This is a genomic window from Pseudarthrobacter sp. PH31-O2, assembly GCF_030063265.1.
Lineage (GTDB): Bacteria > Actinomycetota > Actinomycetes > Actinomycetales > Micrococcaceae > Arthrobacter.
The window spans coordinates 48,847-74,870 of record NZ_JASIST010000001.1; the positions used below are offsets into that span (position 1 = coordinate 48,847).

A 26,024-nucleotide genomic window follows, 5' to 3' on the forward strand; every position below is an offset into this window, starting at 1 on the left:
CTCCGGTGAGCACCTCGCCGGAGCCGTCCGGCGTCGTGGGACCAGGTACTGCGGGTCCCGCGGCCCCGGCCGCCGCGCATGCGGACGGTCCCGCGGTCCGCCGGCAGGCCCTGCGGTTCCGGACCCGGCTTTGGATGAAGCGGTCCCGGATCGTGGGCGTGCGGGTGGCCAGGCTGGTTGGCACCGGCTCTTCCCGCCTGCTTCCGGGTATCCGCTATCTGCTCCGGTCCCTGCACCGCAAATGGCGTCGTTCCATGCAGTTCCGGACCGTCCTGACGACACTGATGCTCGCAGTCGCATCATTTGCAGTCGTCGGGGCCTATTTGTCCAACCAGATCGCCAATAATCTCTTCCAGGAACGGCTGGCCCAGGCCGAGTCGGAGACACGATACAACGTCAAGCAGGTCCAGGACACCTTCGACGGCGCCCAGGTCACCGACCAGTCCAGTGTTATCACCCTCGTTTATGACACTTTGAACGCCGTCGAGGGACGCGGTTCCGTGATCCAGCGGCGCTACGTCTTCGAAGCCATGCCGGAGCAGACCAAACCGCGCAACCGCTGGGTCGAATCGAGGGCCTCGGACCAGCTCACCATCAGCGTCATTCCAACCGAGCTGCGCAAGGCGGTGCAGGATTCCGGCAAGGAGCAGTTCTGGGCTTCCACGGAATTCCCGGTGGGTACCGAGGACCGGCCCGGAATTGCAGTGGGCAACAAGGTCACTTTCAACGGCACGGTCTACGAGCTGTACCTGATTTATGACCTCAATACGGCACAAAAGACCCTTGACGAGATCCAAAACGTACTGCTGGCCGGCGGTGCCGTGCTGGCGCTGCTGATTGGTGCCGTCGCCTGGTATGTGACCCGGAACGTCGTCAGCCCGGTCAGCCATGCCGCACTGGTGTCCGAGAAACTCGCGGCCGGGCAGTTGCAGGAGCGGATGATAGTCAAGGGCGAGGATGAGGTGGCCCGGCTTGGCGCGTCCTTTAACCACATGGCCGCCAGCCTCCAGGAGCAGATCACCCAGCTCGCCACGCTGTCGCAGATGCAGCAGCGATTCGTCTCGGATGTTTCCCACGAACTACGCACCCCGCTGACCACGGTGCGGATGGCCGCCGAGGTGCTCTATGACGCACGCGACGACTTCGACCCCGTCAACAAGCGCTCGGCGGAACTGCTTTATAACCAGGTGGAGCGCTTCCAGTCCCTGCTTGCCGACCTGCTGGAGATCTCACGCTTCGACGCGGGCGTCGCCACACTCGATGCCGAACCGGGCGACATTGTGCAGCTGGTAGCGCATGTGATGGAAGGTGTAGCGCCGGTGGCCGCCGAGTACGGCTCCGCGGTCACCCTCAACGCGCCTGCGGGCAGCATCATCGTGGACATGGATGACCGTCGGATTGACCGGATCCTGCGCAATCTTGTGCTGAATGCCCTGGAACACAGCGAAGGCCGGCCGGTGAACATCTCGGTGGCGGCCAACGACACCGCCGTCGCTGTCGCCGTCAGGGACCACGGCATCGGTCTGTCACCGGCGGACGCGGCCCGCGTTTTTGACAGGTTCTGGCGCGCCGATCCGGCGCGGGCGCGCACCACTGGGGGCAGCGGCCTCGGGTTGTCCATTGCGGCCGAAGACGCCAAACTCCACAACGGCTGGCTGCAGGCGTGGGGACGGAAAGGGGTCGGAGCCAACTTTCGCCTCACCCTGGCCCTTCGCCAGGGCGAAGCCATTGCGAAGTCACCCCTCCAACTGGAGCCTGTCGACGTCGGGCTCCGTGGCGTGGGGAGCGAGCGGACCATGCTGCTGCTGGATCCGGTGCCCGTCACACGCGCCGATGCTCCTGCCCCGGCGGCCGGGGACGTCCCCGACGTCGGCACACCGCACGCCCGCTCAGCCGTCACCCGAATCGCGGACCCGGGAACCGCAGTCACCGGAATGAAGGAGGGGCCATGAACGGAGCCGCATGGAAAGGCCACCGAGCGGCGGCCGTGCTGCTGGCGCTCCTGCTGTTCCTGCTGACATCGTGTGCCCAGATCCCGCGCTCGGGCCCGGTGGGAAAGAGCACCGACGAAAGCGCTGGGAACCCCAATAATGCCCCTGTGTTCTTCCCTTCGGCCCCGCGTGAGGGGGCCGGGCCGGAGGCCGTGATCGAAGACTTCTACCTCGCCGGCAGCGGCTACGAAGACGACTACGCGGTGGCGCGCCAATACTTGACCCAGGCGTCCTCAGTGACTTGGAAGCCGGACCAGCGGGTGCTTGTGTTCCGTTCCGCCCGTGTCGTCCCGACAGCTGTCGAGAACGTCTTTAACTACGAACTTGACGTGTCCTACTCCGTCGACGCTGACGGAGTCGCGACCCGGCTGCCGGAGGGAACCAAGGAGAATATTCCCGCTACCCTGACCAAGGTTGACGGTGAATGGCGGATTGCCGAGCTCCCGGACGGTACGGCAATTCCGGAAGAGACGTTCAAAGTAATCTATGGCGCCTATCCGATCTATTTCTATGACCCGACGTTCACCTACGCGGTGCCGGATGTCCGGTGGTTCATCCGGAAGAAGACCGTCAAGGCCATGACAAGTGCCCTCCTCGCGGGTCCGGCCCCGTATCTCAAGGGGGCCGTGGTCAGCGCCTTCCCGTCCGGCATCAAGCTGGCCCGCGAGTCCGTGCCGGTCGTCTCCGGTGCCGCCCAGGTGGACCTTTCGGCGAAGGACCTTGTGGAGGCTTCCAACGAGGACCGCCTGCGGATGCAGACCCAGCTTTCGCTGACGTTCCGCAGCCAGCCCGATGTGATCAACGTCGAGCTCCGAGCCAACCAGGACCTGGTGCGCGTAGATGACAACGGTTCGGTTGTCCCGCCGATCCGGGACAAGAACGTACCGGGCCGCCAGATCGCCGTGAGCGAGAACGACCTGGTCCGGTACGAGAACAACAGGATCTCGCCGCTTCCCGGCATCCAGTCTGTATCGGCGCTGGCGCCGCGGGTCCCGGCGGAGTCGCCCGTGTCGCAGACCGCGGCTTTCCTCAACGCGGGGCGCGGGACGCTGTACTCCATCGTGCCGGGACAGCCCGCCAGGGCGCTCGCTACCCGCGCTACGCTGACCCGCCCGTCCTTTGACCGGTACGACTGGGTCTGGACGGCCGGGCCGGGGGCCAACGGCGACACCGAAATGGTCGCCCACCGGCCAGTCGGCGTTGCCGAGGGGGCCAGCGTCCCCGCGGTCACCCTGGCGCCGGCATGGCTCGCCGGGCGGTCCGTCAAGGAGTTCAGGGTTTCCCGCGAGGGCACCCGCGCCCTCATTCTCACGCAGCAGAACGGCAAGACCAAAGTCCAGATCACCGGTATCGTCCGGGCCGCGGACGGTACCCCAAAGGAACTGACCGTGCCGACCACCCTGCTGTCGACGAATGATCCGGACCAGGGAGTGTGGGTGGATGACACGACGGTCGCCGTGATGAAGGGCTCCACCAGCGGATCCGTCACCCCCGAGCTGCTCCCACTCACCGCGTCCGAGCCGCAGCCGCTCGCGCCGTGGCCCGGGCTCACCGCACTCAGCGCCGGGAATGGCGGCGAGGAAATCTATGCCCAGTCCGGGGAAGGGATCTTCCAGCGGCTCGGTAACGGCTGGGCCCCGCAGCTGAAGGGGCCGATCGATCCGTCCTATCCGGGTTAGCGGCCGCACCTGACTGGACCCCCAGCGGTTCCGCACATAGCTGAGTCAAGGACTGCCAACGGGCGCTGCGGGGGCGCACAGTGGGGGGATGGGCACAGCCAGGGAAGCCCGCGGCCGCCGCGGGGCCAGGGCGGCAGTTGGGCACGACGGCAGCGCCGGCGCTGAGCCGCACACAGGTGCACGCAGCGCAACCGGCGCCGCACGGCGGACCCAACGCGCAGTCGACCCCGATCTGGTTACTGCCGCAGCTTCTGCGGCGAGACACCGGGGCGCCTACCGCCTGCCGCTGGCACGGCTGGCGGCGGCTGCCGCCGCCGCTGCCGCCGAAGTCCTGGCACTCGTGGCCCCGGTGGAGTGTGTCTGTTGCGGGGCCGAAGACATGCCGCTCTGCGGCGGCTGCGAACGGCAGGTCCGGCTATTGATGCGCCAACCATTCCGGGCAGAAGCGCAGGCCCCGGCACTGATGGACGTCGACGGCGCCGTGATCCTTCCGGTGGTGGCTGCCGGAGCCTACCGCGCGGAGTTGGCGCAGACCGTGCTGTCGTTCAAGAGCCACGGGCAGCGTCAGCTCGCCGAGGTGTTGTCCAAAGGCCTGGCCCGGGCCATCCGCGACGCCGCCGGGGAGTCCCGGGGACTGCTCCTTGTACCCGTCCCGACGAGCAGCAGCGCCTACCGGAAGCGCGGCTTCAGCCCGATCCACGTGCTGCTCGGCAGGGCGGGAAGGCCAAGGGGGCCGGGAGCCGGGCAGCAGCCGGGATTCACCATCGTCCACGCACTCCGGAAGACGAGGCCGCCGTTCCCGGCGTGCGGGCCGTCATCAGGTGGGCAGGGTGGCCAGAAGGGACTGGGGCGCCGGGACAGGGTGCAGCGCGTGCAGGGAACCATGCGGGTTCGCCGCTGGCCGTTCAATCCCGGGGTGGACGGCCGGGCGTGCATCATCGTTGACGACGTGCTCACCACCGGGGCCACGTTGGCCGAGGCCAGCCGGGCGTTGCATGCGGCCGGCGCGGTGGTGCGGGGTGCCGTAGTCCTCGCCGCGACACGCCCGCCGGTCACATTGGGCTTCCCCGGTCCGGACGGTGCGATAGCAGGGAAACGGCCCGTCAACGAAAAAAATAAACCAAAAAAGGATGAATAAGAGGGGTGTATGAACTAACGTCGAAGATGGGTACCAAGAACAGATGTACCTGTCGATGGCGGCTCGGAAAGGGGCTCGACTGTCAGTCAGATCAGCCCCGGGAAGTGCCGTCGTCGTGTCACCGAAGTCATTTGGAGGGCACCATGGAGTTCATGATCAGCGGACGTAATTTGACGGTCTCGGACCGGTTCCGCGAATACGCTGACGAGAAGATCTCGAAGATCGCGTCGCTCGGGGACAAGGTCCAGAGGGTGGACGCGAAGGTTTCCAAGGAGACCAAGGCCCGGCAGACGGACGAGATGCTCACGGTTGAGCTGACCGTCCTGGGCCGTGGGCCCGTGATTCGTGCCGAAGCCAGCGCCGCCGACAAATTCGCCGCGTTCGATCTCGCTTACAACAAGCTTCTGGAGCGCCTGCGCCGGGCGAAGGACCGCAAGAAGGTCCACCACGGCCGGCACACCCCCAAGTCCGTGACCGAGGCGACGGCGTCGCTTGAGCCCGCTAGTACCAGCGAGCCCCTCTACGAAGAGGCGAGCCACTGGCAGGAGTCGAAGACGGCCCCCGATGAGAAATCGCCGTACGAGGTCGAGAACGATATCCCCGCCGGAGACTCACCCGTGCTGATCCGTCGGAAGGTCTTTCCCGCGGCGTCCCTCACACTCGACGACGCCGTCGACAACATGGAACTTGTCGGTCACGACTTCTACCTCTTCGTGGACAAGGAGACCAAGGCTCCGTCCGTCGTCTACCGCCGTGAGGGCTGGACCTACGGCGTGATCTCCCTTGACCAGACCTGCGAGCCGGGGCAAGCCCCGCTGGAAGAAAAGATCATCGCCTACCGCTCCGAGGATGAGCCGGCCAGCGCATAAGCTGAAGCTGACCGTTCAACGAAGGGACTGACGTGCCGGAAGCGCTGAGCCTCACGCAGGCGCGGCGGATCGCACTGGCAGCCCAGGGATTGGACAAGGTACGGCCCGCCGGACCCGTGAGTTCACGGGCGGTGGGCCGTACTTTTGCCCGCCTCCAGCTTGTCCAGATCGACTCCGTGAATGTGTTGTCCCGGAGCCACTACCTGCCGTTCTTCTCCCGTCTGGGGAACTACGACCGCGCCATCCTTCAGCGAATGGCGGGGTCCCATCCGCGCCGGATGATGGAGTACTGGGCCCACGAGGCAAGTTTCATCCGGCCCGACCATTTCCAGGACCTGGTCCTGTGGCAAAGCCGGAAATGGGTGGGGGCGCATTCCATGGACCCCCAGCTGCGCAGCGGCGTCGCGTCCCGGGTGCTGGAGGCGCTGGCGGACGGCAGGCCGATGACCGCCGCCGAACTCACCGCACGCCTGGGCCATGTGGAGGCCCGGCAGCGGGACAACTGGGGCTGGAACTGGAACGCCGTCAAAATGGTCCTCGAACACCTGTTTGAGGCGGGGATCATTTCGGCCGCGTCACGCACGGAATCGTTCGAGCGGCGCTACACCCTTACCGCCAGGGTCCTGCCTGAGCGGCCCGCACCGCCGTCGGGCCTCCCGACCACCGACTCATCCCGGGCCGCAGCGCTGGTGCGTCTGATCGATGCGGCCGCCCGTGCCCACGGGATCGGCACACTGCGATGCTTTGCCGATTACTTCCGGACGCCCCTGCGTGCATCGGCCCTGGCCGTGGACCACCTGGTCCGCGCCGGCAGCTTGTTGCCTGTCACCGTGACCGGCTGGAATAGGCCCGTCTACAGGCATATCGAGGCAAAACTGCCCCGCACGGCCACCGGCCGTGCGCTGCTGAGCCCTTTCGACTCACTGGTCTTTGAGCGGCGCCGGCTGGAGGCCCTGTTCGGCTTCCACTACCGCATCGAGATCTACACTCCGGAACCGAAGCGCCGCTACGGCTACTATGTGCTGCCGTTCCTGCTGCGGGACGGGATCGTGGCCCGCGTCGACCTCAAAGCCGATCGATCCAACCGCATCCTGCTGGCGAGGGCGGCCCATGCCGAACCCGACGCTCCGTCCGACACCGCCGCCGAACTCGCCGCTGAACTGCGGCTCATGGCAGAGTGGTTGGAACTGGACCGGATAGTTGTTTCCCAGCAAGGGGACCTGGCAGCGGCGCTGGCAGCAGCAGTGTCCGAGGCAGGGAGCGGGCTATCCGCTAAGAGGGGACAGGCGTAATCGGCCCTGCGTCTCTCCCGTAGACTAAATACGCCAGAATTCGGCAGCTTGAGACTGGGAGCAACTTCACGTGGCATCACTTATCGAAAAACTTCTCCGCACGGGTGACAAAAAAACCCTGAGGCAACTGCGGAACTATGCCGATTCCATCAATGCCCTGGAAAGCTCCTTCCAGACCTTCAGCGACGCTGAATTGCGCGAAGAGACGGACCGTCTGCGCGCGCGCCACGGTGATGGCGAGATACTGGACGATCTGCTGCCCGAGGCTTTCGCTGCCGTGCGCGAAGCCTCCTCCCGAACCCTTGGCATGCGCCATTTCGACGTCCAGCTGATGGGTGGCGCCGCCCTGCACCTGGGCAACATTGCCGAAATGAAAACCGGTGAAGGCAAGACCCTCGTGGCCACCGCTCCGGCCTACCTGAACGCCCTCACCGGCAACGGTGTGCACGTCATTACGGTGAACGACTACCTGGCTGAGTACCAGTCGGATCTGATGGGCCGGGTGTTTCGGTTCCTTGGCCTGAGCAGCGGCTGCATCCTGTCAAACCAGGATCCTGCGGTACGCCGCCAGCAATACTCTGCGGATATCACCTACGGCACCAACAACGAATTCGGGTTCGACTACTTGCGCGACAACATGGCGTGGGACCAATCCGAACTGGTCCAGCGCGGCCACCACTTTGCCATAGTCGATGAGGTGGACTCCATCCTCATCGATGAGGCCCGGACCCCGCTCATCATCTCCGGGCCGGCCCAGGGTGACACCAACCGCTGGTACAGCGAGTTCGCTAAGGTCGTCACCCGGCTTCAGTCCGAGGAGGACTACGAAGTTGACGAGAAGAAGCGCACCGTCGGTGTGCTCGAGGCCGGCATTGAGAAGGTCGAGGACTACCTCGGTATACACAACCTGTACGAGTCCGCCAACACCCCGCTGATCGGCTTCCTGAACAACGCCATCAAGGCCAAGGAACTGTTCAAGCGGGACAAGGACTACGTCATCCTGGACGGTGAAGTGCTGATCGTGGACGAGCACACCGGCCGCATCCTCGCCGGCCGCCGTTACAACGAGGGTATGCACCAGGCGATTGAGGCCAAAGAAGGCGTCGAGATTAAGGCCGAGAACCAGACTCTCGCCACGGTTACCCTGCAGAACTATTTCCGCATGTACAACAAGCTCGCGGGCATGACCGGCACCGCCGAAACTGAAGCCGCCGAGTTTATGAGCACCTACAAGCTCGGCGTTGTTGCGATCCCCACCAACCGGGACATGCAGCGCATCGACCAGGCGGACCTGGTCTACAAGAACGAGGCGGTCAAGTTCGACGCCGTCGTCAAGGACATCGCTGAACGACACGAGCAGGGCCAGCCGGTCCTCGTTGGCACCACAAGCGTCGAGAAGAGTGAATACCTCTCCCGGCTCCTTGCCAAGGAGGGTGTCCGCCATGAGGTCCTGAACGCCAAGAACCACGCCCGGGAGGCCGCGATCGTCGCCCAGGCAGGCCGCAAGGGGGCCGTCACGGTTGCGACCAACATGGCCGGCCGAGGTACCGACATCATGCTCGGCGGCAACGCCGAGTTCACCGCCGTCGCCGAACTGGCTCAGCGCGGGCTCGACCCGGAGGAGAACTCCGAAGAATACGAGGCCGCCTGGCCGGCCGCTTTCGAGGCTGCCAAACAGGCCGTCAAGGACGAGCACGCAGAAGTCCTCAGCTTTGGCGGCCTTTATGTGCTGGGCACCGAACGGCACGAATCGCGCCGGATCGACAACCAGCTCCGCGGCCGTTCCGGCCGCCAGGGCGACCCGGGCGAATCCCGGTTTTACCTGTCGCTGACCGATGACCTGATGCGTCTGTTCAACTCCGGCGCCGCGGAACGCCTGATGAGCAGCTCAGTGCCTGACGACGTGGCACTCGAATCCAAGCTCGTCTCTCGTGCGATCGCCTCCGCCCAGGGTCAGGTGGAGGGCCGCAACGCCGAACAGCGAAAGAACGTCCTGAAGTACGACGACGTGCTGAACCGCCAGCGTGAGGCCATCTATGGTGATCGCCGGCGCATTCTCGAGGGGGACGACCTCCACGAGAAGGTCCAGTTCTTCCTGGAAGATACGATCAATGCTTTCATCGAGCAAGCCACGGCAGAGGGTACCGGCGACGACTGGGACTTCAACCTTCTCTGGTCCAACCTCAAAACCCTGTACCCGGTCAGTGTTACGCCGCGCGAGGTCATTGACGAGGCCGGTGGAAAGCCGCGGATCACGGTGGAGTTCCTGAAGGAGGAGATCCTCTCCGACGCACGTCTGGTTTACCAGGCACGCGAAGAGGCTATCGGCCAGACGAGCATGCGCGAACTTGAGCGCCGGGTCGTCCTTTCGGTGATCGGCCGAAAATGGCAGGAGCACCTGTACGAGATGGACTACCTCAAGGAGGGCATCGGGCTGCGCGCCATGGCCCAACGCGATCCTCTGGTGGAGTACCAGCGCGAGGGCTTTATTATGTTCCAGGCCATGATGGAGGCCATTCGCGAGGAAAGCGTGGGGTTCCTGTTCAACCTTGAGGTTGAGGTGACCCCTGCCGAGGACGTCGTAGTTGCGGACGACGCCGGGCAGCACACCGAACATCACGAGCCGCAGATTCGTGCTGCCGGGCTGGAAGCCCCTGAAAAGCCGGCGCAGCTGCAGTACACGGCCCCGGGTGAGGACGGTTCGGCCCAGACCCGGGTGGAGGCCAAGTCCTCCGGCCGCTCGGGGAACCCGGCCAAGGCTGCCCAGGATGCCCAGCGTCGCGCCAACAAGAAGAGGAAGCGCTAGCTGAACGGCTGCGGCTTAGCCGGCCGCAGCTAGGTTCTCCTCCTTCCGCCGGGTCCATTGGGAAGCTTGGCCGGTGGTAACTGGCCTTGTGCCTTGGCAATCAGCCGATTTCCAGCACAGTGACCCGCCAGGCGAGCCTGCTGCGCTCCAGCCTCAGCGCGACCGCGCGCACCCGCGATTCCTCGACCACAACGGCGCTGGCTTCGTAGATGTCCGCGGTCACCCGGCAGGCCCGGACGGAGTGGACGGACGGATTACGGTGCAGCCGTCCGGCGGTTGGCGACGCCCCGCACGGCATCCGCCGCGTCAACGCGGCCCGGTGTTGCAGGGCCGCCAGACAGCGGTCGTCGAGCCGCCTTGCCAACTGCTGCACCGCACGGGCACCGGCCAGCACCTCGATGGCGGCCTGAACCGTGCTGCGTGAAATAGCACAGATCTGCTGGTCCTCGTCGGGCATTGGCAGCCGCGGTGCTGCCGGAATGCAGGGCCCGGCCGGCAGGGGCGCCGGGGCCGCACCGTCGGGAACCAGTCGAAGTGGCGGGGCTAGGGATCGGTTGGGTTCCGCTGCGGCACGGAGGCTGCTGGTGGCGTTCATTGTGCTTCCTTTCTGAGGGTTTTCAATTGGCGCAATGCGATGCCGGGGATGTTCCCAGCCGGGATCTCTATGGGCCGTAGACCGGAAGGATCGGGGACTGGGCTCGGGCACACTCAGAATCCGGGGGGCAGCCTGAGCACCTGGCCAGGCCGCAACAGATCCGGGTTACCCCCGATGATGCCTCTGTTGACCTGATAGATCCTTGGCCATTCCAGGGCAATGTCGACGTCGGAGGCGCAGGCTCCCAGACGGCCGGCCGCTACGGTCCACAGCGAATCACCGGGCCTGATTGTCACTTCAGTCGTGTGGTCCGCTGCTTGCTGCCGACGCAGCGGGCGCTCCGCCAGCGGTCCCGGGTCGACAACCGGACTCAACGGTTGCCATTGCGGAATCTCGACAGCAGGGGTTTGCGACGGATCTACGGGTGTTGCCGCCGGCGCTGGCCGCGCCGTGTACGTTCCAGGCGGAGCTCCTGTCGCGTCCGCAACCGCCGTCGGGATCCACGCTGCGGATGCCGCTGGTGTGGCCGCGGGTGAGGCCGCGGGGTCGGGGAATGCCGGTGGGACGGCTGCTGTGGCCAGCGGTGCGGTGAGCAGCTGGAGTCCGACGGCGGCCAAGGCGAGGCGGCGCATAAAGCCCGGGGCAAATCTGCCGGTGGCTGAGGCGGCGCGGACCTTTCCGCCGCGTTCGAGGAGGGCTGCCGCCACAGCAATGCCAAGCGACATTGCCCACCAGAGAATCACCACCAGGCCTGCCGTGTTCGCAGCGGCACCAAGCTGGTCTTCAAACCCTAAGGACGCGTGATGTGCGGAGGAGACCCGCCAGCGCTGGACCATGGCGCCTCCTGTTGCGGCGAGGAGGAAGCCCAGCAGCAAAATGGCTGCCGCCATCACCACGTCGGCGCGCAGCGCAGGGTGCGGGCTGGATGTCGGAACGTCTGCTGCGGCCATGGTCTGCTGCCTGTCTTTCTTTGATGCCGTTTGATGCTTTTAGAACTAATTTGATGCTGTTTAACTAAGTTTGGATTCGTATAGTGACGTTTGTCTAGGGCCAATTTTCCGGAGTGTGGTTGACCGCTGGCGTGGGCCGTGCGTACCCTGACGCCATGCGCTGGGATTCCCTCTTTGAGGATCTGGAGACCCAAATGGCCGCGGGCGTGCGGCTGGATCTCGACGCGGAAATTATGGAGCGGACGAGGGCGGAAGCGGCAGCCGTGGAGCTCGGTGACCGGCTTCGGGGCTCGGTGGGGCTACAAATACGGGTTCAGCTCGCCTCCGGAACAACGTTCGAGGGAACGTTGATCCACTCGGGAAGTCAGGCGCTCGTGCTGGCTGAACCACAGCATCAAGTGCTGATTCCCTATGACTCGGCGCTTAGCTACCTCGGGCTTGCGCGGTTCGCAGTGCCTGAGCCGTCCAGGGTCCGGCAAAGACTTGGACTGGCCAGCGCCCTGCGCGGCCTGGCGCGGGACCGCGCAGCTCTTGCTGTCCTGCTGACCGGAGGGTCAGCAGGCGAAACGACTCTCCACGGTGTGATCGACAGGGTCGGCCGCGACCACTTCGACCTGGCGGTGACCGGGGAAGGCGAGGACCGCCGGGCGGCCAATGTCCGGCAGTTGGCGACGATTCCCTTCGGCGCCCTCGCCGGAATCAGGTCCGCCCGGTCTCCGGATGACGATCCGCGCGGCTACCCGGCAGCTCGGTGAATCCGGCGTGGCTGCGACGCCGGGTTTCCCCGGCTCAGCGGTTCTTGGACTTTGCTTGTTCGATCATCCGGCCAGCTTCCGCGTAGCGCTCCTCGATGTACTGCTCGAGCATCTTCTCCTCAACACGCCACTGGCCCCTTCCGCCCACCTGAATGGCCTTGAGCTCCCCGCTGCGCACGAGCGAGTACGCAGCCGTGGCGTTGATCTGGAGCTGCTCTGCGACGTCGGCAAGGGTCAGGAATCGGGGCATGATCCCATTTTGCCATCGATGGCCCGTTCCAGGGCCGTTATCCACAGTTTGCACTTCTTTGCTTCTGCATCTTCCCGTGAGCGCACCAAGGGGCAACAATAATGATGGCCGGGCCGTCACCGGCGGCAATGACGGGGGGAGCGGGCGCATGAGTGCAAGCACGGCAGCCGGCGGTGCGCGGCTGAAGAAGCCGTCCTGGAAAGACCCCAGGCTGATTATTGGCATCCTGCTGGTGCTTGCCTCAGTGGCGGGTGTGATAGCAGTGGTGGGAGCCGCGGACCAAACCGCCGAGGCCTACACCGCGCGGGAAGCGATCGCCGTCGGCGAAACTCTGAGCGCTGACAAGCTGGACCGCGTCAAGGTCCGCCTGGGCGAGGTCGAACAGCACTATCTCACGCCGGCGACCGGCGTGCCGGACGGGCTGGTCGCCGTGCAGAGGATCGGCAAGGACCAATTGCTGCCGCGCGGCAGTTTCGGGAGGCCCGACGAACTGGACCGGAAACCGGTGGCCGTCACTGTCGAGGAGGCCCTGCCGGAGCAAGCGGTTGCAGGTTCCCGGGTCGATGTCTGGGTTGCGCTGCCGGATACCAGGAATGGATTCGGCCAGCCGGCCTTGCTGTTGCCGGGCGCAGAAATCGCCCGGATTACGCCGGGAAGCACCGCACTGGGGTCCGCGCGGTCCACAGTGGTGATGGTGCTGGTGACCGACGGGCAGATGCCGAACCTGCTGGGGGCGCAGGCCAACAAGGCGAAAATATCAGTCGTTTGGAACCCTGGGGGAGGCAAGCGATGAGTATCCCCGTTGTTACTGTCGGGGACTCGCGGGAAGACCTGGTCGGCAAGCTGGAACGCCTCCACGGCCCGGTGTCGGTGGTCCGGCGGTGTACCGAGTTGGCCGAACTGCTGGCCGCCTGCCAGAGCGGACTTGCCCGTGCCGCAGTCGTGGCGCAGGGCAGCGAGGAGCTGACGGCATCGCTTGTCGACCGGCTGTCCGCCGTGGGGGTGGCCGTCGTGGCCCTGACCGACAGCACGGAAGAGATGGCCCGGTTGCAGGGGATCGGGGTGGCCGCCGAACTATCGGGGGTCGGCGCCGCGGCCCTTGCCGGCCGTATCCAGTCCGCTGTCAGCCAACTCACCGGGCGGGACCCGCTGCTCCGGCAAGGTGACAGCTCTGGTCCGCCCGACGCCGGCCGGGCCCCCGAAAGCTCCGGCGGGGGCGCCGTGGACGGCGCCGAAAGATCCGGTGCCGGTAAGGTCATCGCGGTGTGGGGGCCCGCAGGATCGCCGGGCCGGACCATGCTCGCGGTCAATATGGCCGCCGAACTCGCCGCCGCCGGGAAATCCGTGCTGTTGGTGGACGCCGATAGCTATGGCGCCAGTGTCGCGGCCATGCTGGGGCTGCTGGACGAAGCCGCCGGGCTCGCGCAGGCGTGCCGCCTCGCAGACCAAGGCCTGCTGAACCAGGAAGCGCTGCTCCGGATCGCGGCTCCGGTCGTAACGAAGACGGGTAGTTTCCGGGTGCTGACCGGAATCACCCGGGCCGACCGCTGGACCGAACTCCGCCCCGCGGCACTTTCCCTGGTGCTGTCCCGGGCCCGGCAGCTTGCAGAAGTCGTAGTCATCGATACCGGGTTCTGCCTGGAGAGCGACGAGGAATTGAGTTTCGATACGATGGCACCTCGCCGCAACGCCGCGACCTTGAGGAGCCTCGAACTTGCGGACATGGTGTTCGCCGTGGGAGCGGCCGACTCGATAGGTGTTCCAAGGCTGGTCCGGGGTTTGGCCGAACTGGAATCCGCCGTCCCGGGTGTGTCCCCGCGCGTGGTGTTGAACAAGGTCCGGCAGTCCGCTGTGGGACGCTTCCCGGAACGGCAACTGCGCGATGCCTGGGAGCGTTTCGGTCCCACGGTCCCGCTGAGTGCCTTTCTGCCAGCTGACCCGGTCGCTACTGATGCGGCGCTGCTGGCGGGATCGCTCCTGCTCGAGGCCGCCCCCGATTCTCCGCTGCGAAGGGGGATCGCCGACCTTGTTTGTGCACCTGTCCAGCGAATTAGCCGATCCTCTGTATTTTCTTCCACAGCGAAGCGGCGACTAAAAGGCTAGGCTCACCATGAGGGCCGCAACGAAGCGGCCATGAACTTTTCTGATGGAGGCGTTTGTCGATGTCGTCTGGGTCCAGCGTGGAGGATCAACCCGTTTCGATCGGTGCCGGGGCAGGCTACCTGAGGGACTACTACGAGCACCTAGCCGAAGAAGATGCCTTGGCTTATCCTGAGGCATTGCTCTCGGAACGGGCGGCGATGCACCGCCAGACGGCGGCCAAACGGCTCCCGGGCACCGCTAACATCACCATCGCCGATGAAGCTGACCGCAGTGTTGTCTACATCGTCACCGACGATATGCCGTTCCTGGTTGATTCGGTGAACGCCGAACTCGTCCGGCAGAACGCCCCCATCCGACTCGTGATTCATCCGCTGTTCGTTGTGACCCGCAACCGGGAAAGCGGCGAACTCGTCAAAGTCTCACGCGTCCCCTCGCACCTGGGCATTTCCAGCGGCGACACCGCCGCGATGCCCAACCTTTCGCACCTGATCGCCCAGGGGGATAACGCCTCCCACATGGAATCATGGATCGCCGTCGAAATTGACCCCGTGGACGAGGAAAAGCGCGCAGCGCTGACAGCGGGAATCGGACGGGTACTCGCCGATGTCCGCGCCGCCGTCGAGGACTGGCCGAAGATGCGGAACCGGGCCCTTCAGATCGCCGACGACCTGGATACGCTCCCCGGTGACGCGCAGATCGCCGAACTCCGCCAGGCCCAGGCGCTGCTCCGCTGGCTGGATGACGGCAATTTCACCTTCCTCGGGTACCGCGAATACGACCTCACGAATGAATCCGGAGAGGACGTCCTGGAACCCCGGGAAGAAAGCGGTCTTGGGCTGCTGCGCAGCGGGGCAGAGACCCCGCACCAGATTCAGCACCTCACGGAGACGGGCCGGAAGAAGGCCCGCGAAAAGCGCGCACTTGTTATCACCAAGGCCAACTCGCGCTCCACGGTCCACCGCTCCGCCTACCTGGACTACATCGGCGTCAAGAGCTTCGATGCTGCCGGCAACGTCAACGGTGAACGCCGCTTCATCGGGCTCTTTGCCACCACTGCCTATGCGGGGTCCGTGCGTGATATCCCGGTGGTGCGCGAGAAGGTCGCCGCAGTACTGAGCGATGCCGGCTTCCCGCCGGATTCACACTCCGGCAAGGACCTCCTGGGCATCCTCGAAACGTACCCCCGCGACGAGCTTTTCCAGATCGAAATACCCGACCTGGCTGCCATTGCCACGGGCATCCAGCGATTGCAGGAACGACGCCGCACCCGGCTGTTCCTGCGGCCGGACCTCTACGGTCGCTTTATGTCCGCTCTTGTGTACCTTCCGCGCGACCGTTACACCACGAACGTCCGCCTGCGCATCGAGAAGGAGCTGCGCGACACTTTCGATGCGGTCTCCATCGATTTCGAGGCGCGGATGACTGAGTCCGCGCTGGCGCGGCTCTTCTTCCGGATCAGGCTCCCGAAGAACTCTGATGTCAGCACCGTCAATAGCGAAGATCTCGAAAAGAGGCTGGTCCGCGCGGCCCGTTCGTGGAGCGAAGGCATCTCCGAGGTCCTGCACACCCGCGCCGACGGGGGCCTCAAGGAGGACGGTGCCAAGGAGCTCGCCGCTGTGTGGGCCGAGGCTTTCCCGGCGAGTTACCGGGTCGACTACGAGGTGGAGGATGCCCTGGAGGACATCGCCCGCTTCGAGAAGTACGGAGCCGGAGCCCAGGACAGCGCGCACGAAGTCCAAGAACAGTCCGGCGTCCACGTCTATCTCCCCGATGGTGCCGGAGCGACCCTTGAAGAGGACGCCCGCGTCAAGCTCTACATGCTCGAGCCCAAAAGCCTGAGCCAAATCCTGCCGTATTTCCACAACCTGGGCTTGGAGGTCCTGGACGAGCGTCCGTTCGAAATCGAGACCGCGGACCACCGTGACTTCTTCCTGTATGACTTGGGCCTGAAGTACCCCGCCGGGGTTGACCCCCTGGAAACGGGGGAGTTGCTCGCGGAGGCCTTCTCTGCTGCCGTGTCCGGTGCCGTGGAATCGGACAGCTTCGACCGGCTGGTGCTTCGCGAAGGGATGCGCTGGCGCCAGGTGGTCGTCCTGCGCGCGTACGCCAAGTACATGCGGCAGATGGGCAACACCAACTCTTACGGATTCCTGGCAGATACGCTGCTGGCTAACCCCGACGTCAACCGCGGGCTCAGTGCACTGTTCGAAGCCCGCTTCGATCCTTCGTTGGGTGAGGACGAACGCCGCAGCCGGCAGGACGAGGTCATCGTCGGATTGGATGCTGCGATCGAGCGGGTCGCAACCCTCGACGCCGACCGCGTGCTGCGGACCTTCAAGAACCTGATCCAGGCGACCCTGCGGACCAACTACTACCAGAACAAGGCCCACCTGAGTTTCAAGCTGAACCCGTCAGCAATTGAAGGCCTGCCGTTCCCGACTCCCATGTTCGAGATCTGGGTCTACTCGCCCCGGGTAGAGGGCGTCCACCTGCGATTCGGCAAGGTGGCCCGCGGCGGCCTGCGCTGGTCGGACCGCCGGGAGGATTTCCGCACCGAGATCCTTGGACTGGTCAAGGCCCAAACGGTCAAAAACGCAGTGATCGTGCCCACCGGCGCCAAAGGCGGGTTCTACGCTAAACAGCTCCCCGACCCCGCGGCGGACCGCAGCGCGTGGATGGCGGAGGGCATCGCAAGCTACAAGACGTTTATCCGCGGTCTCTTGGACATCACGGACAACCTCGTGACAACAACAGCCGGCGAGCAGCTGGTGCCGCCGGCCGACGTCGTACGCCATGACGACGACGATTCCTACCTTGTTGTTGCAGCTGACAAGGGAACTGCGTCATTCTCCGACATCGCCAACGGCCTCGCCGCGGAGTACGGGTACTGGCTTGGTGACGCTTTCGCCTCCGGCGGATCGGTCGGCTACGACCACAAGGCGATGGGCATCACCGCCCGGGGTGCCTGGGAATCCGTTAAGCGGCACTTCAGCGAGCTGGACCTGGACACCCAGTCCGAGCCGTTCACGGTCGTCGGTGTCGGCGACATGTCAGGGGACGTGTTCGGCAACGGTATGCTCTTGTCGAAGCATATCCGGCTGCTCGCGGCCTTTGACCACCGGCACATTTTCCTCGATCCGACCCCGGACGAGGCCGTCTCCTTCGCCGAGCGCCAGCGTCTCTTTGAGCTGCCCCGTTCATCCTGGGACGACTACAACAAAACGCTGATCAGCGAAGGTGGCGGAGTTTTTGCCCGCCAGGCAAAGTCGATCGCGGTCTCGGCCCAGGTCCGTTCCGCACTGGGGCTTCCCGACGGGACGACCAGGCTCAGCCCGCCCGAACTGCTGCGAGCGATCCTGCTCGCCCCGGCCGACCTGCTCTATAACGGCGGGATCGGCACCTATGTCAAGGCCGCTACGGAAACCAATGCCGAGGTCGGTGACAAAGCCAACGACTCCATCCGCGTCGATGGCCGTGAACTGCGCGTGAAGGTGGTCGGTGAGGGCGGCAACCTGGGCATGACCCAGCGCGGCCGCATCGAGGCCGCCCTGCAGGGCGTCATCCTGAACAGCGATGCGATCGACAACTCTGCCGGGGTGGACTGCTCCGACCACGAGGTGAACATCAAGATCTTCGTGGACCGGATGGTTGCCGCCGGGAAGCTGGATCCTGCGGAGCGATCGGAGTTCCTGGCCTCGATGACCGACGAAGTCGGCCGGCTCGTCCTTGAGGACAATATCGACCAGAACATCCTGCTGCTCAATGACCGGATGCGGGTCTCCGAATGGAGCCCCAGCTACGAACGCCTGATGGACTGGCTGGAGAAGTCGGCCGACCTCAAGCGTGATCTGGAGGCGCTGCCGACAACGGAGACGTTGCGCGAGCGGCTCGAACAGGGCCAGGGACTGACCTCACCGGAGCTGTCCGTCCTGGCGGCCTACGCCAAAATCGAGCTTGCCTCGGCGCTCCGGGACAGCGACCTCTCCGAGGACCCGTGGTTCCGGTCAACCCTGCGTGCTTATTTCCCGAAGCAGTTGCGTGAGAGGTTCGATGCGGAGCTGGACACCCATCCGCTGCGCCGGGAAATCATCGCGACAGTGGTGGCGAACGACATGATTAACATGGGCGGCATCACCTTTGCCTTCCGTGCCATGGAAGAAACCTCCGCGTCCGAGGCCGCTGTTGCCAAGGCCTTCCTGGCCCTCCGTGAAGTCTATGAACTGGACGTTATGGTCGGGGAGCTCAATGCGTTGCCCGCTTCTTTCCCGACGGAGCACTGGAGCACCGTCCATTTGGATATCCGCAGGCTTCTGGACCGGGCCGTGCGGTGGGTCCTGAGCCAAAGCAACGGCTCCCGGCCAATTGCCGAGACCGTGGCCGAGTTCAAGCCGCTGATGGATCCGATGCGTGCGCGCCTGCTGGACTACCTGCGCGGCGGTGACCGTGACCGGGTGGCCGAATGGCTGGAGACGGCCCGCGCGTGGGGCCTGCCGGAGCAACTGGCCCATCGGTGGGCCGAACTGTTCGAAAGCTTTGTGCTGCTCGACATCGCCAAGATCGTCCACGCCAGCCCGGAACCGGTAGAGGACATCGCGCATGTCTACTACGCCCTGTTCAACCACTTCCACGCCGATTCCCTGCTTGAGCGAATCACCAAGCTGCCCCGGCGGGACCGCTGGCAGGCTCTGGCCCGGGCGGCCCTGCGCGACGACCTGTACTCGACCGTTTCGGATATGACGACGGCCGTGCTGGAGGCAACGCCGCGGGGTGTACCGGCAGAGGAGCGGCTTGTGGCCTGGGAGAACCAGAATGCGGAGCAGCTGAGCCGGGCGAAGAGCATGTTTGATGAAGTGAACGCGCTTGAGGCCGATGACATGGCTTCACTGTCGGTAGCATTGAGGCTCTTGAGGTCAATCGTTCGACGCTAGGCAGCCGCCGGCGTTCGACTATGGAGGTGCTGTGGCAATCTTTACGGACCCTATCAGGGAGCATGCTGATTTCGGGCCGGGGGATGCCGAGTGGCTCCACCTGCTCGTCGGGGACTGGCAGATGGTCGCCGACTTGGCGTTCGCTGACCTGGCGCTGTGGTTTCCGCATCCCGAGTTCGGCTACGTGGCACTGGCGCACGTCCGCCCCTCCACCACGCATACGGTGTTCCACGCCGATTTCGTGGGGGAGGGGATCCGTTCGGACCTGTTGCCCCTCGTTGAGAAGGCGTGGGAGAGCCGGACTATCGAGCGCTCCAACGAGACCAACTGGAGCAGCGACACGGCTCTTCGGGTCGAGGCCGTGCCAATGGTCCGCAACGGCCGGACCCTTGCCATCGTCACCACCCACATGGATCTCTCCAGCTCCCGCATGCCGTCGCGGCTGGAGTTGACTTACCGGCAATGCGCTTACGATCTGTTGCGGATGGGAACACTGGGGCTGTGGCCCGATTTCGCCTCGCCCACCGGTTCGCGCCGCGGGGCGCCGCGCGTTGGGGACGGTCTGATCAGGCTCGACGCCGAGGGCATCGTCCAGTACGCGAGCCCCAACGGGGTGTCCGCATTCCGACGGCTGGGAGACGGCGAGTCACTTGAGGGCAGGAGCCTGGCCGAGGTAACCGCAGGTTTGCTGAAGGACCGTCGTCTGGTGGATGAAACCCTTCCGCTGGTCGTCACAGGGCGTATGCCGTGGCGCAGTGAAATCGAGTCCCGCGGGGTCAGTCTGTCCTTGCGGGCGATTCCGCTGCGGGATGAACAGCGGCGCTTCGGCGCCCTCGTGCTCTGCCGCGACGTCAGCGAACTGCGGCGCCGCGAGATGGAGCTCGTGACGAAAGACGCCACGATTCGGGAGATCCACCACCGGGTGAAGAACAACCTGCAGACCGTTGCCGCGCTGCTGCGGATGCAGTCGCGGCGCATGGTCAGCGATGAGGCAAAGCAGGGGCTTGAGCAGGCGATGCGGCGAGTGGCCACGATCGCCCTCGTGCATGAGACGCTGTCCCAGGGCCTGACCCAGAGCGTCGACTTCGACGAACTTATCGGACGCCAGTTCAGGCTCTCGGCTGAGGTGGCGTCGCCGTCGCAGCAGGTGAAGACAGCACGCTCGGGACTGTTTGGTGAGCTGCCGAGCGACTTTGCGACGCCGCTGGCCTTAGTGATCAACGAGTTGGTGACCAACGCCGTTGAACATGGGCTGGAGGGCAGGACCGGAACGGTCTGGCTAATGGCGGACCGCTCCGAGGGCGAGGACGGCGAGGAGCTGCTCACCGTCACGGTAGCGGACGACGGCGTCGGCATCCCCGCTACACCCTATGTGGAGGGCCTCGGTCTGCAGATCGTCCGTACCCTGGTGACGAGCGAACTGGGCGGCAGTATCCAGTGGAAGGCCCGTGACAGCGGCGGGACGGCAGTCGAGATCGTCTTGAGTCTGGCCACGTCCTAGCCCGTCCTAGCCCGTCGGCCAGGGCGGACGCCGGGGGCGGGACCATGGCGGTTAACGAGCAATGGCCGCAGACGTGAGTCTGCGGCCATTTCTTGTTCCTGCCTGTAAAGGCTGGGTGCCGGTTCTACCGGCGGCCAGCAGCTGGTGTCAGGAGGCGCGGCGGGCACGAGCCGCGCGCCGCTTGAGGGCACGTCGCTCGTCTTCGCTCATGCCGCCCCAGACGCCGGCGTCCTGCCCGGATTCGAGGGCCCACTGAAGGCACGTGTCAACGACGGGGCATCGACGGCAAACACTTTTGGCTTCCTCGATCTGCAGGAGGGCAGGGCCGGTGTTTCCTACGGGGAAGAAAAGCTCCGGGTCCTTGTCAAGGCACGCTGCGCGGTTACGCCAATCCATGCTGATCAGTCACTCCATTTCCTGGGCAGTCAGTTTTGCCTTTGTGAAATTATTCACTAGAGGCTTCATAAGAAAGGGGCCCGGTGGGGCCCCCTCAATCATCTGAATTAAGCGTGTCATGTTAACGCTGCGTAAACAAGGGGTACTAGCATGCAAAATGCCGCGCCCTCGTGAGCGATGCATCACAATGTGCGGCCGGGCCCTCACGTCCAGTCGACTATGTCCGGTACTGTGCCAGTGTGTCAAGAGCCTCTGAAAACCCCTCCGAACCTGCCGCTGACCGCGGGAACGGCCCTGCGGGAAGCCCTTCCGGCGGGCCCGCCGGCAGCGTTCGCGGCCGGCCGGCAGGAATCCTGGTCATTGCTGTCATCGTGGCGCTGGAAGCGACCGCGCTGCTGGTTGCCGCCATCTGGTACGGAAGCCAGTTAGTTACCGGAGCCCCGGTGCTCTCCTTCTGGGGTGCAGTCTTCACGCTGGGGCTGCTGTTGGTCTTCGCTGCCTGGCTTGTGGCCGTGTCCACGTTCCTGTTCCGCGGGTACCGGTGGCCGCGATCTGGTGCGCTGGTGGCCCAGCTTTTTGCGCTCACCATCGGCTTTCCCACGATGTCCGGCGGCTATCCCCTGGCGGGCTTGGCCCTGCTGGTGCCTGCGGTTACCGCCATTATTTTGCTGTTTGACAAGCGAGTCATCGTGTTCGCATCACGGGCAGGCGGGGCTCCGCCGGCCCTCTAGCCAGGTCCCGTCTGATCCCTGCTGCTGTCTGCTGCAGGATCGAACGCCAACTGCACCGCCCGGGCCCGACCTTCCGAAATCAGGACCGCGCGGCCCGGGGGAGGGCTGGGCTCCAGATCGAACCTGACTCCGAACAAGTCTCCGTCCAGCACCGACCGCGGGGCGAGCAGGACGCCCCTTCCGTAGCCCGCGGCATTCTGGGCCAGTGGTACCCGTTGCCGAATGGCGGGGTTAAAGCCTGCCGTCAGGACCACGCGCCAGCCCAGGTTGTTCAACAGGACCAGCCGGCGATTGGTTTCAGCTGACTGCAGGTCGAGGTCGTCCGCCAGCAGGACCGCCGCAGGGTCCAGCACCCCGGCGAGCGCGGCGTCGTACGTGCCTGCCCAGTACTCCTCCAGATCCGTCGCTGACGGGGGCCGGAGCCAAGTGGCTGCCGGGTTGAGCCCGGGAAGGGCCGATAGAAGCGAGCTCTTCCCCGACAGGTGCCCACCGAGGACCGCTAGGACTGCGCCCGGAGGTAACGGGATTCCCACAGCGCAGAGTTCGTCGCCCTGGACGCCGAGGCAAAGCTGCCCGTTCGAGGCAGGCGGGCCCGGGCGGGGCGTTGCCTCGCTGCTGCCCGCACTTACTGGACCGGACCGCGCGTGGACTTCGCTGACCGTGACCCGTGATGGAAGGGGCTCGATGCGGAACGGCCGGATTCGCGAGAGACAGGCCTCGCCGCCGACTGCCGGCGGGCGGGGCCCGAAGAGTTGTCCCACGTGCCCGCAAGGAGAAGGGGAGACAGACATTGGTCCAAAAACGACCACTCGATCTCCGGCCGTCCCGCCGGCGGGCAGCCGGGGCCAACCGAGCCGCGCTTCCTCGGTCGAACCGGCAGGCAGGAAAATCCGGTTGGGCACGGCGGCGAAGAACCGTGCGGTCACGAGCTCGCGTTCCCCCGCCGCGAGCACCGCAATCCCGGCGCGGGCACCATCCCGGACGATGTTGTGGACCAGGTCTTCGGCCCAGGCCAGGGGTCCGGCCCGAAACGCCGACACCCAGGACCCCCAACCGCACAGGACGAGGACGAGGACAGGCAGGTCCGCCGGCTGGGCAAGGCCCAGCCTTCGTGTCATTTCTTCCGAGACGCGTTCGAGGACCCGCGCGGCCCGCCGGAGTTCGTGCAGCCCGACAACTGCGCCCACTCTAGCGGCGGTGGACATGGCGCTGAATGAACCTGTGGCATCCAGGAGATACATGTGGGATTCGTCATCGCAGCCAAGCAGCTGATTCACAATGAGCTCCAGGACGGTGTCGGCACCTCCATTGAGTCCCGGGATCAGTCCGAGGTGGCCGTGGGTGCCCGGATGCCAGTCGAACTCTGCCACTCGTTGTTCCCTGGGAAGGTCCAACAACCCCAGCCGGATCCGGCCGCGGCTGCCATCCGTCGGAAACGGCACTTTACCGGGGAGCGGTGTTGCCACCGGACGGCGCGGCTCCCCACCGCCGATTGCCGCCCAGGCAGCCCGGACTGTTTCCGTCAGGTGGGTTATGGCCAGGGACGGTGGCGATGCGGCGCGGGCGGCGCACGGTTCGACCGCCGGGCGGTTGAGGAATTCACTGACCTCCATCACACTTGGCCAGCCGGCAGCCTCGGACGGGAGCGGCGTGGTCGTGGCGGTCTGAAACTCTTCCGGCGCTTCGCTGCCGCGGACCAGGTAGGCGCGTCCCGGCCGCGCAATCGGGATGGCTGCCGCCAGCCGTGAATTGATGATGTCGAGGGACTCCAGTTCGGATTGGACCCGCAGGGCGACACGGCTGGTCACGTTCGCACGGATGTCTGCGGAAACGGCGCCCTGGGGTCGCTGGGTGGCCATGATGAGATGAATCCCAAGCGAGCGGCCGATTGCAGCTACCCGCAGGAGCTCGGCCAGCGCTTCCGGGGCTTCCTCTACCAGCATTCTGAATTCGTCGATGATAAGCACCAGATGGGGCAGCGGCGGCGCCGCGGGTTGAAGCGATTCATAGGCAATGAGGTCGGCAGCCCGGTACGAGTCAAGGAGCTCTTCCCTGCGGCGTACTTCCGCCCGCAGTGATACGAGCGTGCGCTCCACTTCACCCTGGTCGAGATCCGTGAGCAGTCCGACGCAGTGTGTCAGGGCTGCCAACGGTCGCAGGCCGGAGCCGCCTTTGAAATCAATAAACAGCAGGTTGACGCGATCGGGCGGGTAATGGCCCACCAACCCGACCGCCATGGTCCGCAACAATTCGGATTTGCCCGAGCCGGTGGTCCCCGCCACCAGGAAATGGGGGCCGTCGGCCTGGAGGTCCAGCCACAGTGGGCCGGACGTTCCGACGCCGACCAGCACTGGAAGTCCGGGGGCGTGTGCTGAGGCGGCCCAGCGTGCGGAGATTTCCGCCGCTGAGGCTGGCATCAGCTCCGCCATGAAGCAGGCATCCGGAAGGCCTTTTGGCGGAGCCTGCTCAGGGTTCTGTCCGCCGATCCGGCGGCAGGCCCGGTCGAAGACGCCGGCTGGAACAAGATCGGGAATGAACTCCACCGCGGAGTGACCGGACGAAAGCACAGCGGTTCGCTCGGTGAGCTCGAGGACCGAACCAGCGGCGGCAGCAGCAGGACCTTCGGAGCAGTGGAAAACCTGCCAGCCGTGGCCTGCCGCAGCCGAACACAGCCTGTCCCGCCCCATTGTCGTGACGATCACCAGCACCCCGCGCTCGTAGCCCGGGCCCGGGCCGGTTGCGAGGATTTCCAGCGTGGATGTCTCCTGTGCGGAGAGCACGACTGACGGCAGGAAGCGTGCGGCATAAAGGGCGGCGGTTGGGCCGTGGATGAGGATTTTGGTTCGCCCGGCTGCGGGGTAGCTGGCAAGTTGCAGCAGGCAGGATCTGACCAGTCCGGACACGGCGGTTTCGGGGCCACGCACACTGGTCAGCCTGGTCGCTGGATTGAGTGTCACAGGCACCAGGCCGAGCAACGGTGGCTGGAATCCGGAATCCGGTGGTTCCAGACCGATATTCGCGCGTTGCGGTGCCTGGCCGAGCCGCAACCAGACAGGTCCTGTGGCAATTGCGGATGACACCCCGCGATCCGCTGCAAGGAAACGAGCCCCCAGCGACAGTTCGCCGGCGGAGGGCGCGGCTCGCCGCCGTCGTTCGCGGTCCTGGCGCGCCGCGGCGGCCACGGCGGCCCGCAGTTCTCGGCGCTGCCTTCGGCCCGAAAACACGGGCACCAGAATGGACACGGCTGACAGGGCAGTAAAAGCGAGGAACACCCACATTCCGGTGAGGACGGCCAGGCCCACTCCGAGGCAGAGGGGCAGGCCCGCTGACAGCAGCAGGGCCGCCCTGTTGCTGTGGGCCGCGGGGTTGCTGAGCACCAACGGTGCTGAGATGTCGGACCCGGCAAAGGCCGGAATGCCGGCGTCGAGGGAATCGCCGAAAACCAGGGACATCGACGAACCGCCGCACCGGATCGCCGACTCCGTGGAGACGGGCGCCGACTGTACTTTCCGTCCGTCGACGCGGACCCCGTTGGCGCTGCCGAGATCGACGAGGCTGACGGCGGAGTCAGTCACGTCCAGCCGGGCATGTTCCCGGGACAGCTCGGCGTCCGGAATGACGATCTCGGTGCCGCTGCGACCGATTCGGAACCGCCCCCGCCGCAACGGAAAGATCAGGCCCGCACCCGGGCCACTGTGCACGGTCAGCACGAGCGTTGGCGGGTCCACAATCGTGGGCGGCGCAGCGCCGTCCACCAGGATGGCACCGGCAACGAGGGGGACTTTCCCGGGCGTCAAAGCGGCCACGGGCACCCGGTCCACGGTCAGCGCCCCGGTCCCGTAACGTCTGGAGATAGCCGCTTCGAGGTCCGCGCCGGGGCAGGTAGCCGGCAGTTCGATGGCCAGTTCCGCAGGTCCGGAGGTCAGTGCCGACCCCGGGGCGGGAACCAGTGTGCAATGCAGCAGCATCGGGTTGGGTCCTTTCCCGGGGTGTCGTTTGATCCCACGGTAGGCGGCGATGCGGCGTTGCGGCACGCGGGA

The 26,024-nt window shown here is 65.5% G+C and carries 17 protein-coding genes; 12 read left to right on the top strand and 5 right to left on the bottom strand.

Going from position 1 to position 26,024, the window contains the following annotated elements; all coding sequences use genetic code 11:
• Positions 1–134 precede the first annotated feature (134 nt).
• From mtrB to secA, 6 genes are all read left to right on the top strand, one after another.
• Positions 135–1,952 carry an MtrAB system histidine kinase MtrB gene (mtrB, locus tag QMG72_RS00195; protein WP_282359791.1) on the top strand — a complete coding sequence of 606 codons (1,818 nt, stop codon included), beginning with the start codon at positions 135–137 and terminating at the stop codon, positions 1,950–1,952.
• On the top strand, positions 1,949–3,670 hold the full coding sequence (locus tag QMG72_RS00200) for an LpqB family beta-propeller domain-containing protein (protein WP_282359609.1): 1,722 nt from the start codon (positions 1,949–1,951) through the stop codon (positions 3,668–3,670). Before mtrB ends, QMG72_RS00200 begins: the two co-directional genes overlap by 4 nt.
• Positions 3,671–3,758: 88 nt before the next feature.
• Positions 3,759–4,808: a ComF family protein gene (locus QMG72_RS00205; protein WP_282359608.1), complete on the top strand. Its 1,050-nt coding sequence runs from the start codon at positions 3,759–3,761 to the stop codon at positions 4,806–4,808.
• Positions 4,809–4,951: 143 nt separating this feature from the next.
• Entirely contained in the window at positions 4,952–5,677 is a 726-nt protein-coding gene (hpf, locus tag QMG72_RS00210; protein WP_282359607.1) for a ribosome hibernation-promoting factor, HPF/YfiA family, read from the top strand.
• Between the two features lie 32 nt (positions 5,678–5,709).
• Complete coding sequence (locus QMG72_RS00215; protein WP_282359606.1) at positions 5,710–6,969, top strand: winged helix-turn-helix domain-containing protein; 1,260 nt, start codon at positions 5,710–5,712, stop codon at positions 6,967–6,969.
• Between the two features lie 70 nt (positions 6,970–7,039).
• Positions 7,040–9,775 (top strand): preprotein translocase subunit SecA, encoded by a 2,736-nt coding sequence (secA, locus tag QMG72_RS00220; protein WP_282359605.1) that lies wholly within the window; start codon positions 7,040–7,042, stop codon positions 9,773–9,775.
• Positions 9,776–9,875: 100 nt separating this feature from the next.
• On the opposite strand, the gene QMG72_RS00225 is transcribed toward secA, so the two are convergent.
• Positions 9,876–10,370, bottom strand: a complete 495-nt coding sequence (locus tag QMG72_RS00225) for an Rv3235 family protein (RefSeq protein ID WP_283479256.1) — start codon at positions 10,368–10,370, stop codon at positions 9,876–9,878.
• Between the two features lie 113 nt (positions 10,371–10,483).
• Positions 10,484–11,320, bottom strand: coding sequence for a LysM peptidoglycan-binding domain-containing protein (locus QMG72_RS00230; protein WP_283479257.1), 837 nt, complete (start codon positions 11,318–11,320; stop codon positions 10,484–10,486).
• A gap of 155 nt (positions 11,321–11,475) precedes the next feature.
• On the opposite strand from QMG72_RS00230, the gene QMG72_RS00235 reads away from it, so the two are divergent.
• Complete coding sequence (locus tag QMG72_RS00235) at positions 11,476–12,075, top strand: hypothetical protein (protein ID WP_282359602.1); 600 nt, start codon at positions 11,476–11,478, stop codon at positions 12,073–12,075.
• Positions 12,076–12,109: 34 nt separating this feature from the next.
• On the opposite strand, the gene QMG72_RS00240 is transcribed toward QMG72_RS00235, so the two are convergent.
• On the bottom strand, positions 12,110–12,325 hold the full coding sequence (locus QMG72_RS00240; protein ID WP_282359601.1) for a helix-turn-helix domain-containing protein: 216 nt from the start codon (positions 12,323–12,325) through the stop codon (positions 12,110–12,112).
• Positions 12,326–12,473: 148 nt separating this feature from the next.
• Between QMG72_RS00240 and QMG72_RS00245 the strand changes: the two genes are divergently transcribed.
• Genes QMG72_RS00245 through QMG72_RS00260 form a run of 4 tightly spaced genes read left to right on the top strand, consistent with a single transcriptional unit; the run spans position 12,474 to position 20,857 of the window.
• Positions 12,474–13,118 (top strand): CpaB family protein, encoded by a 645-nt coding sequence (locus tag QMG72_RS00245; protein WP_283479258.1) that lies wholly within the window; start codon positions 12,474–12,476, stop codon positions 13,116–13,118.
• Entirely contained in the window at positions 13,115–14,428 is a 1,314-nt protein-coding gene (locus QMG72_RS00250) for a CpaE/TadZ family protein (RefSeq protein ID WP_283479259.1), read from the top strand. Before QMG72_RS00245 ends, QMG72_RS00250 begins: the two co-directional genes overlap by 4 nt.
• Before the next feature lie 59 nt (positions 14,429–14,487).
• Complete coding sequence (locus QMG72_RS00255; RefSeq protein ID WP_283479260.1) at positions 14,488–19,356, top strand: NAD-glutamate dehydrogenase; 4,869 nt, start codon at positions 14,488–14,490, stop codon at positions 19,354–19,356.
• A gap of 31 nt (positions 19,357–19,387) precedes the next feature.
• A complete protein-coding gene (locus tag QMG72_RS00260) occupies positions 19,388–20,857 on the top strand; it encodes a sensor histidine kinase (protein WP_226775776.1) in 1,470 nt (489 codons plus the stop codon).
• A gap of 147 nt (positions 20,858–21,004) precedes the next feature.
• Here the strand turns inward: QMG72_RS00260 and QMG72_RS00265 are convergent, their stop codons facing one another.
• On the bottom strand, positions 21,005–21,253 hold the full coding sequence (locus tag QMG72_RS00265) for a WhiB family transcriptional regulator (RefSeq protein WP_003804966.1): 249 nt from the start codon (positions 21,251–21,253) through the stop codon (positions 21,005–21,007).
• A gap of 239 nt (positions 21,254–21,492) precedes the next feature.
• Between QMG72_RS00265 and QMG72_RS00270 the strand changes: the two genes are divergently transcribed.
• On the top strand, positions 21,493–21,984 hold the full coding sequence (locus tag QMG72_RS00270; protein ID WP_396021306.1) for a hypothetical protein: 492 nt from the start codon (positions 21,493–21,495) through the stop codon (positions 21,982–21,984).
• Here QMG72_RS00270 and QMG72_RS00275 read toward each other — a convergent pair.
• Positions 21,981–25,952, bottom strand: a complete 3,972-nt coding sequence (locus QMG72_RS00275) for a type VII secretion EssC family protein (RefSeq protein ID WP_283479273.1) — start codon at positions 25,950–25,952, stop codon at positions 21,981–21,983. The two genes, QMG72_RS00270 and QMG72_RS00275, sit on opposite strands and share 4 nt — an antisense overlap.
• Between the last annotated feature and the right edge of the window lie 72 nt (positions 25,953–26,024).

Coding starts and splice junctions, on each gene's coding strand:
- QMG72_RS00240 (WP_282359601.1), bottom strand. CDS start 12,325: ATGCCCCGATTCCTGACCCTTGCCGACGTCGCAGAGCAGCTCCAGATC.
- QMG72_RS00205 (WP_282359608.1), top strand. CDS start 3,759: ATGGGCACAGCCAGGGAAGCCCGCGGCCGCCGCGGGGCCAGGGCGGCA.
- QMG72_RS00275 (WP_283479273.1), bottom strand. CDS start 25,952: ATGCTGCTGCATTGCACACTGGTTCCCGCCCCGGGGTCGGCACTGACC.
- QMG72_RS00235 (WP_282359602.1), top strand. CDS start 11,476: ATGCGCTGGGATTCCCTCTTTGAGGATCTGGAGACCCAAATGGCCGCG.
- QMG72_RS00200 (WP_282359609.1), top strand. CDS start 1,949: ATGAACGGAGCCGCATGGAAAGGCCACCGAGCGGCGGCCGTGCTGCTG.
- QMG72_RS00250 (WP_283479259.1), top strand. CDS start 13,115: ATGAGTATCCCCGTTGTTACTGTCGGGGACTCGCGGGAAGACCTGGTC.
- QMG72_RS00230 (WP_283479257.1), bottom strand. CDS start 11,320: ATGGCCGCAGCAGACGTTCCGACATCCAGCCCGCACCCTGCGCTGCGC.
- hpf (WP_282359607.1), top strand. CDS start 4,952: ATGGAGTTCATGATCAGCGGACGTAATTTGACGGTCTCGGACCGGTTC.
- mtrB (WP_282359791.1), top strand. CDS start 135: ATGAAGCGGTCCCGGATCGTGGGCGTGCGGGTGGCCAGGCTGGTTGGC.
- QMG72_RS00245 (WP_283479258.1), top strand. CDS start 12,474: ATGAGTGCAAGCACGGCAGCCGGCGGTGCGCGGCTGAAGAAGCCGTCC.
- QMG72_RS00265 (WP_003804966.1), bottom strand. CDS start 21,253: ATGGATTGGCGTAACCGCGCAGCGTGCCTTGACAAGGACCCGGAGCTT.
- QMG72_RS00255 (WP_283479260.1), top strand. CDS start 14,488: ATGTCGTCTGGGTCCAGCGTGGAGGATCAACCCGTTTCGATCGGTGCC.
- QMG72_RS00225 (WP_283479256.1), bottom strand. CDS start 10,370: ATGAACGCCACCAGCAGCCTCCGTGCCGCAGCGGAACCCAACCGATCC.